Below are 8,662 nucleotides of genomic sequence, written 5' to 3'. Positions count from 1 at the left end.
TTTTTTTTACTTATACGGCCACCCCCGCGTTCACCACACTGCATCTCGTCGGCAGCGTCTGTTGTGTATATTAGAGGGGCGCCTCGACGAGATCCTCGCCGGCGGCGTCGCCGTCATCGAGGCCGGGCCGATCCTCGGAGCCGGACGCCTGGGGCGCTACGCGATCTGGTCCGACAGCACGGCCGAAACCTTCCTCACCGCGGTCACCGATCACGCCGACCCGCGGCTCGGCCAGCTGGTCGACCATCCCCTGTGCCGGGAGTTGCGGGGCTACGGAAAGGGTTCGATCCCGCTGGAGAAGGCCGGGGCCCTGATGGTCCTGATCGGCGAGATCCTCCACAAGGCGATCCTGGATGCCGGGGGGCTGGTCCTCGTCGATCATGAGGCGACGAGCGCCCACCGCGACGCGGACGGGCTGTGGCACACGAAAACCTGCAGCAGGACGATGGGCACGACCTTCGAGGTCGTGTCGGACACGCTGCTCCTCGCCACCGGCGGCGCACAGGATCCGGCGCGGCTGCTCGAGGAGCCGGTCGCGGGCCGGCCGCTCCTGCCGACATTCGCCGGCAAGATCCTGCAATCCGACGATGTCCTGCGACAGGGCGGCACGGAGCGCCTCGCTCGCTTCCTGCTGGGCCGCACCGAGCCGCGCATCGCGATCGTCGGCGGCAGCACGAGCGCGGTCGCAACGGCGGTGCTGCTCCTGAGAACCCTGCCCGAGGAGACGAAGCGGCCCGGCAGCATCCAGATCCTGCATCGGCGCCCGCTGCGGATCTTCTATCCGTCCTCCGAGGCGGCTCTGGCCGACGGCTATACGGAGTTCGAGCCTCGCGACATCTGCCCGGTGAGCGGCTTCGTCTTCCGGTTCGCCGGATTCCGGACCGAATCCCGTGACCTGATCATGAACGTCAGACGCATCGGCGGGCGGCCGGGGGACCCGCGTGTCGTTCCGATGCTCATCGACGGCGCGGATCCGGCCCCCGCGCATCGCCTTCTCGAGGAGGCCGACGTCATCGTCGCGGCGCTGGGCTATCGACCGAGGCTGCTGCCACTGTTCGATTCGAGCGGTGCACCGATCCGCCTGACGGGAAACACGTCCCCCCGTCCCGCCGTGGATGGTGCCTGTTGGGTTCTCGACGCGAAGGGCCGGCCGGTCGCCGGCGTGTTCGGGATCGGTCTCGCCGCCGGCTTCAGGCCGGCCGGTGCCCTCGGTGGCGAACCGAGCTTCGTCGGTCAGGCAAACGGGCTGTGGCTCTGGCAGACGGCCGTCGGCTCGATGCTGCTGGACAATCTGCTGACCGCCGCGCGCGAAGACGTCGCGCCCCCATCGCCGTTCGCGCTCGACCTTCACGTGCTGGAGCAGGCGGCGGGGATCGGTGCGGCGCCCGACCTGAGACCGGCCGCCGCGGCGCGGTGAGGCCTGGGTCGCTTCGGGCACGTCCCGGCGGAGCGTCGGATGTTTCGGATCGTGATCGCGTCCCCGGCGGGGCGCGGTCGAGCAGGAGGAGTGGGTCGCCATGAAGGGCATCGTCCTCGCCGGAGGGTCCGGGACCCGGCTTCACCCGGCGACGCTGGCCATCAACAAGCAGCTGCTCCCGATCTACGACAAGCCGATGATCTACTATCCGATCTCGGTGCTGATGCTGGCGGGCATCCGCGAGATCCTGATCATCTCCGCGCCCGAGCACCTCGGCAGCTATCAGCAGCTGCTCGGCACCGGCGAGCAGTTCGGCCTGCGCTTCTCCTATGCGGTGCAGCCCAAGCCCGAGGGGCTGGCCCAGGCCTTCATCATCGGGCGCGAATTCGTCGGAACCGACCCGGTCGCCCTGGTGCTGGGCGACAACCTGTTCTTCGGGGCCGGCCTCAAGAACCTGCTCGTCCGCGCGGCGATGCGCGAGCGCGGGGCGACCGTCTTCGCCTATCACGTCGACGGCCCCGAGGCCTACGGCGTCGTCACCCTGGACGGGCGCGGCCGGCCGCAAAAGCTCGTCGAGAAGCCGATCCGGCCCGAGAGCCACTGGGCCGTGACCGGGCTCTATCTCTACGACAACCGGGTGCTCGACATCGCAGCGGCGACGAGGCCTTCGGCCCGGGGCGAGCTGGAGATCACCAGCGTGAACCAGGTCTACCTGGAACGCGGCGACCTGCACGTGGAGCTGCTGCGGCGCGGCTATGCCTGGCTCGACACCGGCACGCACGACAGCCTTCTCGAAGCCGGCGAGTTCGTGCGGACGCTGCAACGGCGGCAGGGGCTTCAGGTCGCCTGCCTCGAGGAGATCGCCTATCGGCAGCGTTTCATCAGCCACGAGCAACTCGTCGCCCGCGGCGAGCTCTTCGCGAAGACGCCGTACGGCCAGAACCTGCTCCGCTTGGCGCGCGACAAGCAGCCGGCCAAGCCGATCCATCTCATGGTGAAGGCCCCGGGCCAGATCCTCCCGCGCGAACCGGCGCCCCATCACCGCGACATCCGCGTCGCGTGAGCAGCATCGCGCGCATGGAGCCGCGCGCGCGATCGCCGATGCCGTTCTTCATCAAGCCCTGCAGATCGGATCGGTCTCATCGTCATCGAGACTGCCGAAACCCTTCCGATCCGGATCGAGTCGCCATGACCTACCACGTGTCTCCGAGCGTGCTGTCCCTGACGAAGCACGGCGATCGCAAGAGCCCGGTCCGCCCGGTGATCCTGTGCGGCGGCTCCGGCACGCGGCTGTGGCCGGCCTCGCGCGAGAGCATGCCGAAGCAGTTCTCGCGGCTGGTGAACCCGGATACCTCGACGTTCCAGGCCGCCGCGTTGCGCGTGGCCGATACGCCGGTCTTCGGCCGGCCGATCGTCCTGACCTACGCGGATGCCCGCTTCATCGTCGCCGAGCAGCTGGCACAATGCGGCGTCGCCGCCGACATCCTGCTCAAGCCGGAACGACGGGACTCGGCGGCCGCCGTCGCGGTCGCGGCCGTGCACGCGGCCCGCACGGACCCGCAGGCGGTCGTGCTCATCCTCGCCGCCGACCACGTCATCGGCGACACCGAGGGCTTCCGGCAGGCCGTGGCCGAAGCCGCCGAAGGCGCGCGACGGGGCATGATCATGACGCTCGGCATCGAGCCGACGCGCCCGGCGCGCGATTACGGCTACATCCGGCCCGGTGCGGGCCTGGAGGAGCTTCCCGGCCTGCACACCGTCGAGCGCTTCGTCGAGAAGCCGGACCTGGCCGGTGCCGAGCGTCTGATCGCGGAAGGCGCGCTCTGGAATGCCGGATACTTCCTGTTCCGGGCCGACACCATGATCGCCGAGCTGGAGGCGCACGCGCCCGCGGTGATCGGCGCCGCCCGGGCGGCCGTGGACGCGGCCACCACCGATCTCGACTTCGTCCGCCTCGACGCCGCCGCCTTCGCCGAGGCTCCGAAGATCTCGATCGACTACGCGGTGATGGAGCGCACGACGCGCGCCGGCGTGCTGCCGGTGTCGTTCCCGTGGTCGGACGTCGGCACCTGGGACGCGGTCTGGCAGGTGCTCGACCGCGATGAGCAGGGCAACGCCGTGCGGGGCCGGGTCGAGCTCGTCGGCACCTCGAACAGCCTGGTGCACAGCGAGGGCGAGGGGCTGACCACGGTGGTCGGCCTCGACGACGTGGTGGTGGTGGCGACCCCCGACGCCGTGCTGGTCGCCTCGAAGGCGCAGTCGGGCCGGGTCAAGGAACTGGTCGCCGGCCTGCGCAAGAAGGCCCACCCGGAGGCCGACGCGCACCGGCGGATGTACCGGCCCTGGGGCTGGTACCAGCGCATCGACATCGGCGAGCGCTTCCAGGTCAAGCGCATCATGGTGAAGGTCGGCGGACGGCTCTCGCTGCAGAAGCATTTCCACCGCGCCGAGCACTGGGTGGTCGTCAAGGGCACGGCCGAGGTCACGCTGAACGAGCAGATCATCCTCGTGCATGAGAACGAAGGGGTCTACCTGCCGATCGGCGCGCTGCACCGGCTGACCAACCCCGGCAAGATCCCGCTCGAGCTGATCGAGGTCCAGGTCGGCTCCTATACCGGCGAGGACGACATCATCCGCGTCGAGGATGTCTACGGGCGGTAGCGTTATCGCCGGGCGTCTCGGCTGCGTGACGCCGCCAGCGGAGCGGCGACGACCGCACCACGCTCGCGATCAGGCTGCGAGACCGTGCCACCCCTTCCGACCGCCCGTGTGGAACCACGCCGCATCACAGGCAACGAGCACGGTCTTCTCCCCAAAAGAGCTACACGCTATTTGCCCACTGGAGCGATCGGCTTGTTCCAAATAGACCAATACACGCCCTGTCGTCCGACGATATTTACGGACATCATTCTTTCACTTGTCGTCCTCGACGCCGTCGACGCGGCGTTGGCCTGGGTAACCTCACGAGAGGAGTCGGTACGATGCGCGTCGCCGTCATTGGATCAGGATATGTCGGTCTCGTCTCGGGCGCATGTTTCGCGGATTTCGGACACACCGTCGTCTGCGTCGATCGCGACGCCGACAAGATCTCCGCTCTGAGACGCGCCGTCCTGCCGATCTACGAGCCGCATCTGGACGGCATGGTCGCCAGCAATCTCGCGGACGAGCGCCTGAGCTTCTCGACGGATCTCGCGACGGCGGTGGCATCGGCCGAGGTGGTCTTCATCGCGGTCGGAACGCCGGCGCGCGCCAGGGACGGCCAAGCCGATCTGAGTTTCGTCTTCGATGCCGTCCGGGAAGTCGCCGTGGCGCTGAGCGGCTACGCCGTCATCGTGGTGAAGTCGACCGTGCCGGTCGGGACCGGCGACGAGGTCGAGCGCATCGTCCGGGAGCTGCGGCCGCAGCTCGATTTCGCCGTCGTCTCGAATCCGGAGTTCCTGCGGGAGGGGGCGGCGATCAACGATTTCAAGCGGCCGGACCGTATCGTCGTCGGCGCCGAAGACGAGCGCGCGCGGGCGGTGATGGAGGAGCTCTACCGGCCGCTGTTCCTCAACAAGGCTCCGATCCTGTTCATGGGCCGGCGCAGCTCGGAGATGACGAAGTACGCGGCCAATGCCTTCCTCGCCACGAAGATCGCCTTCATCAACGAGGTCGCGGACCTCTGCGAGCAGGCCGGCGCCGATGTCCAGGACGTCGCGCACGGCATCGGCCTCGACAAGAGGATCGGCGCCAAGTTCCTGCATGCCGGGCCCGGCTTCGGCGGCTCCTGCTTCCCGAAGGACACCCAGGCGATGATCGCCATGGCGCAGGCGCACGGGGCGCCCATGCGCATCGTCGAGACCGCGGCCGCCTCGAACGATCATTGCAAGCGCATCATCGCCCGAAAGGTCATCGCGGCCTGCGGCGGCGTGCGCGGGCGGACGATCGCGATCCTGGGGCTGACCTTCAAGCCGAATACTGACGACATGCGCGAATCGCCGGCGATCTCGATCATCACGGCGCTGCAGGATGCCGGCGCGCGGATCCGCGCCTACGATCCCGAAGGAATGGATCAGGCCCGCGCGATGATCGCCAACGTCTCGTACTGCCTCGACGCGTACGATTGCGTGGTCGATGCGGATGCCGTCGTGATCGTCACCGAATGGGACGTGTTCCGTGCGCTCGATCTCGATCGCCTCCGCGGCGCGATGGCCCGGCCCATCCTCGTCGACCTGCGGAACGTCTACGGGCCCGAGCGGGTCGAGAAGGCGGGCTTCCGCTACGTCGGCGTCGGGAAGGGCGATGCCGACGCCGGCAAGCCGGATCGCGTGGTCCCGCTGGCGCTTGCGGGGTGACGGCACGGCCCCGGTCGCGCGTCACGCGACCGGGGCGTCTCACGTCCGGTCGTTCCTCGTCGTGACCGAGCGGGCAACCATCCCTTCCGCTGTTCCGGCGCCTCGCGACAAGCCCGATCGTTCTTCCGAATTAATGGATCGGAGGCTGTGCGAACGGCGCAGCTGCGCGGCCGTCAGTGCGATGGCCCGCTCGCGTTCTCGTCCGGAGCCGCTGCGCTGCGCACCATCGTCATGGCCTCGTTCCGTCGCCGCAGCTCGGTCGGCGACAGGCCGGTCCAGCGCCGAAACGCGACGACGACCGCGCTCGCCTCGCGATAACCCAGCAGCCACGCGATCTCCGTGATCGGCAAGCCCTTGATCCGAATGTAGTAGTTGGCGAGCTCGGCCCGCAGCTCGTCCAGGACCCCGCTGAAGGTCTTGCCCTCCTCGCGAAGCCGGCGCGACAGCGTGCGGGTGCTCATCCCGAGGTCGCGCCCGATGTCGGCCATGGTCGCCGTCCGGTTCGAGAGCCGCGGCGCCATCGCCTTCTTGACGTCGGACCAGAGGAACTTCGGCTCCGCCTGCGCCGCCTCGGCCGCATGCTCGAACTGACGGACGAGCGACCCGTGGAGGTAGGGGTCGAAGCTCGGCAGGCGCGCATTCGCGATGTCGACCGCGAACGCGATCCGGTTCTCCGATGCGCCGAAGTCGACCGGAGCGGCGAACGAGGTCTCGGTGTCTTCGGCGGTCTCGGGATGGACGTGGACGAAGCTCACGCCGAGCGGCGTCGCCGGCGTGAACGACGTCACCAGTCGATAGAGCGAGAGCATCAGGAATTCCGAAAGATGCCGGCTGGGGGCCAAGCCGACGTCGAGGGGGCGCACGGCGACCGTGAGGGCGACATCGGATTGGCGATAAGAGGCGTCGAGCCCGGCATCCTGCGTGCGCACGTAGCGCTCGAAGCAGCTCAGCGCCTCGCCGACCGTTTCCGACGACGCCATCAGATAGAAGAACAGGCCCAACCGGCGCAGCTCGTAATCCTGGGCGATGTGCAGGCCGAGCGACCGGTCCTGGAGCACGTCGGCCGCGGTATCGAGGAAGATGCCCTGCTTCTCGGCCGCGTCGCCCCGCACCGGCATATCCGCATCCGCGCCGACGAGGCCGGCCTGACGAAGCAGCGGATCGGGCTCCAACCCGGCCAGGACGAGCCGTTCGACCGCGAGCGCGACGGCCGTGCTGCTTAGGGACGGATCTTGTGGCAGCGCTGCGCCGAGGTCCGTCATGCGACCGCTTCACGGATCGGGTTCACGAGAGGAACGAGAGCGGATGCGGCCACGGCATAGCCCATGGCCGGGATCGCTCGAGATCGCCGAGGCGCGACGTCGCAAATATCTGGCGCGAAAAGACAAGACAGCGAGTCCATGGCGGGCGTATCCAATGGTCAAGCCGGCTACATCGAGCGTCCGCGCAATCGCGAACGCAATACGGTTTCTCTTAGTATTGAGATAAACTTAGACGTCGCTCGGCCTGCACGTCAACGAGAACCCTCAGCTGATCGGGAGCGCAATGGTGGCGTCACAGACCTTTGGGATTACTTCTACCAGCATGCCTGCAGGCGCCATCGTGGTGCCGGTCGGCGTGGACATCCAATCCGTCGTCGACTCCGCGCCCGCGGGATCGACCTTCTGGATCGAGGCCGGCGAGCATCGCATGCAGTCGGTCACGCCCAAGGACAACGACCACTTCATCGGTCAGGAAGGTGCGATTCTCAACGGTTCGCACCAGATCACGGATTTCACCAAAGAAGGCGCGAATTGGGTCGCGAGCGACCAGACCCAGGAGGGCATGCGTCTTTCGACCGACAAGGGCATTCCTGGTGCCGAGCGTGCGGGCTATCCCGAGACGTTCTTCATCGACGACAAACCGCTCTCGCCCGTCGATTCGCTCGGCAAGGTCGCGCCGGGCAAGTTCTACTTCGACTACGCCGCCGACAAGATTTACTTCCAGGACGATCCCGCCGGCCACAAGGTCGAGGCCGGCGTGAGCCCGTTCGCCTTCGCGGGCGGAGCCAAGGGCGTGACCGTCGAGAACCTGGTCATCGAGAAGTACGACCCGCCGGTGCAGCACGCGGCCGTGGTATGGGACCTGTCGGCCCAGGGATGGGTGGTCCAGAACAACGAGATCCGGCTGAACTACGCCCTCGGTGCCTACGTTGGAACGGACGGCAAGATCGTCGGCAACAATATCCACGACAACGGCCAGATGGGTCTCGGCGCGAATGGCACCGACATTCTCGTTCAAGGCAACGAAATCGGCCACAACGGATATTTCGCCGGCATCGACCCCGGCTTCGAGGGCGGCGGCAGCAAGTTCGCCCAGACGACCAACCTTCAGGTCTTGGGCAATTATGCCCACGACAACAATGGCTACGGCCTCTGGACCGATATCGACAACATCCACACGCTCTACGACGGCAACACCGTCGTCAACAATCTCGCCGGCGGCATCAGCCACGAGATCAGCTACGACGCCACGATCCGCAACAACGTCGTGACGGGGAACGGCAGCCCGACGGCGCCCTGGCTGTGGGACGGTCAGATCCAAATCCAGAACTCGAAGAACGTCGAGGTCTACGGCAACCATGTCGACGCGACGACCGGCGGCAACGGAATCACCTTGATTCAGCAGGACCGCGGATCGGGCGCGTACGGCCCGCACACCACCACCGGCAACGCGGTCCATGACAACGTGATCGTCGACGGCACGCCGGGCGCCGGCGTCTCCGGCTCGGTCGCCGACTTCGACTGACCTGACCGGTATTTTGGACCGAGCCAATCGAGAGGCTACTGCATGGTGGCGGCCATGGGTAGCCGGAAGGCCAGATTCGGGTAGCTGACGGGCGCGGGCGGCCGATAGCCCAGCGACGAATGCG

At 67.6% G+C, this 8,662-nt stretch carries 6 protein-coding genes and 1 pseudogene; 5 read left to right on the top strand and 2 right to left on the bottom strand.

All coding sequences use genetic code 11. The features are described 5' to 3' along the window. Positions 1 to 70: 70 nt before the first annotated feature. Positions 71 to 247, bottom strand: coding sequence for a hypothetical protein (locus FV223_RS30405; protein ID WP_187276137.1), 177 nt, complete (start codon positions 245 to 247; stop codon positions 71 to 73). Positions 248 to 313: 66 nt separating this feature from the next. On the opposite strand from FV223_RS30405, the gene FV223_RS13475 reads away from it, so the two are divergent. From FV223_RS13475 to FV223_RS13460, 4 genes and pseudogenes are all read left to right on the top strand, one after another. Continuing rightward, a complete protein-coding gene (locus FV223_RS13475; RefSeq protein WP_147727532.1) occupies positions 314 to 1,417 on the top strand; it encodes an aminotransferase DegT in 1,104 nt (367 codons plus the stop codon). Between the two features lie 100 nt (positions 1,418 to 1,517). Next, positions 1,518 to 2,381 (top strand): annotated as a pseudogene (rfbA, locus tag FV223_RS13470) (glucose-1-phosphate thymidylyltransferase RfbA); the annotation flags it as partial. A 224-nt stretch (positions 2,382 to 2,605) separates the two neighbouring features. Beyond that, entirely contained in the window at positions 2,606 to 4,078 is a 1,473-nt protein-coding gene (locus tag FV223_RS13465) for a mannose-1-phosphate guanylyltransferase/mannose-6-phosphate isomerase (protein WP_147727530.1), read from the top strand. A 320-nt stretch (positions 4,079 to 4,398) separates the two neighbouring features. After that, on the top strand, positions 4,399 to 5,751 hold the full coding sequence (locus FV223_RS13460; protein ID WP_147727529.1) for a UDP-glucose/GDP-mannose dehydrogenase family protein: 1,353 nt from the start codon (positions 4,399 to 4,401) through the stop codon (positions 5,749 to 5,751). A gap of 173 nt (positions 5,752 to 5,924) precedes the next feature. Here FV223_RS13460 and FV223_RS13455 read toward each other — a convergent pair whose 3' ends face one another. After that, positions 5,925 to 7,013, bottom strand: a complete 1,089-nt coding sequence (locus FV223_RS13455) for an AraC family transcriptional regulator (protein WP_147727528.1) — start codon at positions 7,011 to 7,013, stop codon at positions 5,925 to 5,927. A gap of 322 nt (positions 7,014 to 7,335) precedes the next feature. Between FV223_RS13455 and FV223_RS13450 the strand changes: the two genes are divergently transcribed. Continuing rightward, positions 7,336 to 8,538, top strand: a complete 1,203-nt coding sequence (locus FV223_RS13450) for a right-handed parallel beta-helix repeat-containing protein (RefSeq protein ID WP_210247511.1) — start codon at positions 7,336 to 7,338, stop codon at positions 8,536 to 8,538. Positions 8,539 to 8,662 lie beyond the last annotated feature (124 nt).

Source organism: Methylobacterium sp. WL116 (assembly GCF_008039455.1).
Taxonomy (GTDB): Bacteria; Pseudomonadota; Alphaproteobacteria; order Rhizobiales; family Beijerinckiaceae; genus Methylobacterium.
The sequence above is the reverse complement of the archived record's forward strand: the minus strand, read 5'-3'. Positions and strand labels throughout refer to the sequence as shown.

What these genes read in the sequence shown, in the direction of transcription:
- FV223_RS30405 (WP_187276137.1), bottom strand. Translation starts at nt 247, where the DNA reads ATGGTCGACCAGCTGGCCGAGCCGCGGGTCGGCGTGATCGGTGACCGC.
- FV223_RS13475 (WP_147727532.1), top strand. Translation starts at nt 314, where the DNA reads ATGGTCCTGATCGGCGAGATCCTCCACAAGGCGATCCTGGATGCCGGG.
- FV223_RS13465 (WP_147727530.1), top strand. Translation starts at nt 2,606, where the DNA reads ATGACCTACCACGTGTCTCCGAGCGTGCTGTCCCTGACGAAGCACGGC.
- FV223_RS13460 (WP_147727529.1), top strand. Translation starts at nt 4,399, where the DNA reads ATGCGCGTCGCCGTCATTGGATCAGGATATGTCGGTCTCGTCTCGGGC.
- FV223_RS13455 (WP_147727528.1), bottom strand. Translation starts at nt 7,013, where the DNA reads ATGACGGACCTCGGCGCAGCGCTGCCACAAGATCCGTCCCTAAGCAGC.
- FV223_RS13450 (WP_210247511.1), top strand. Translation starts at nt 7,336, where the DNA reads ATGCCTGCAGGCGCCATCGTGGTGCCGGTCGGCGTGGACATCCAATCC.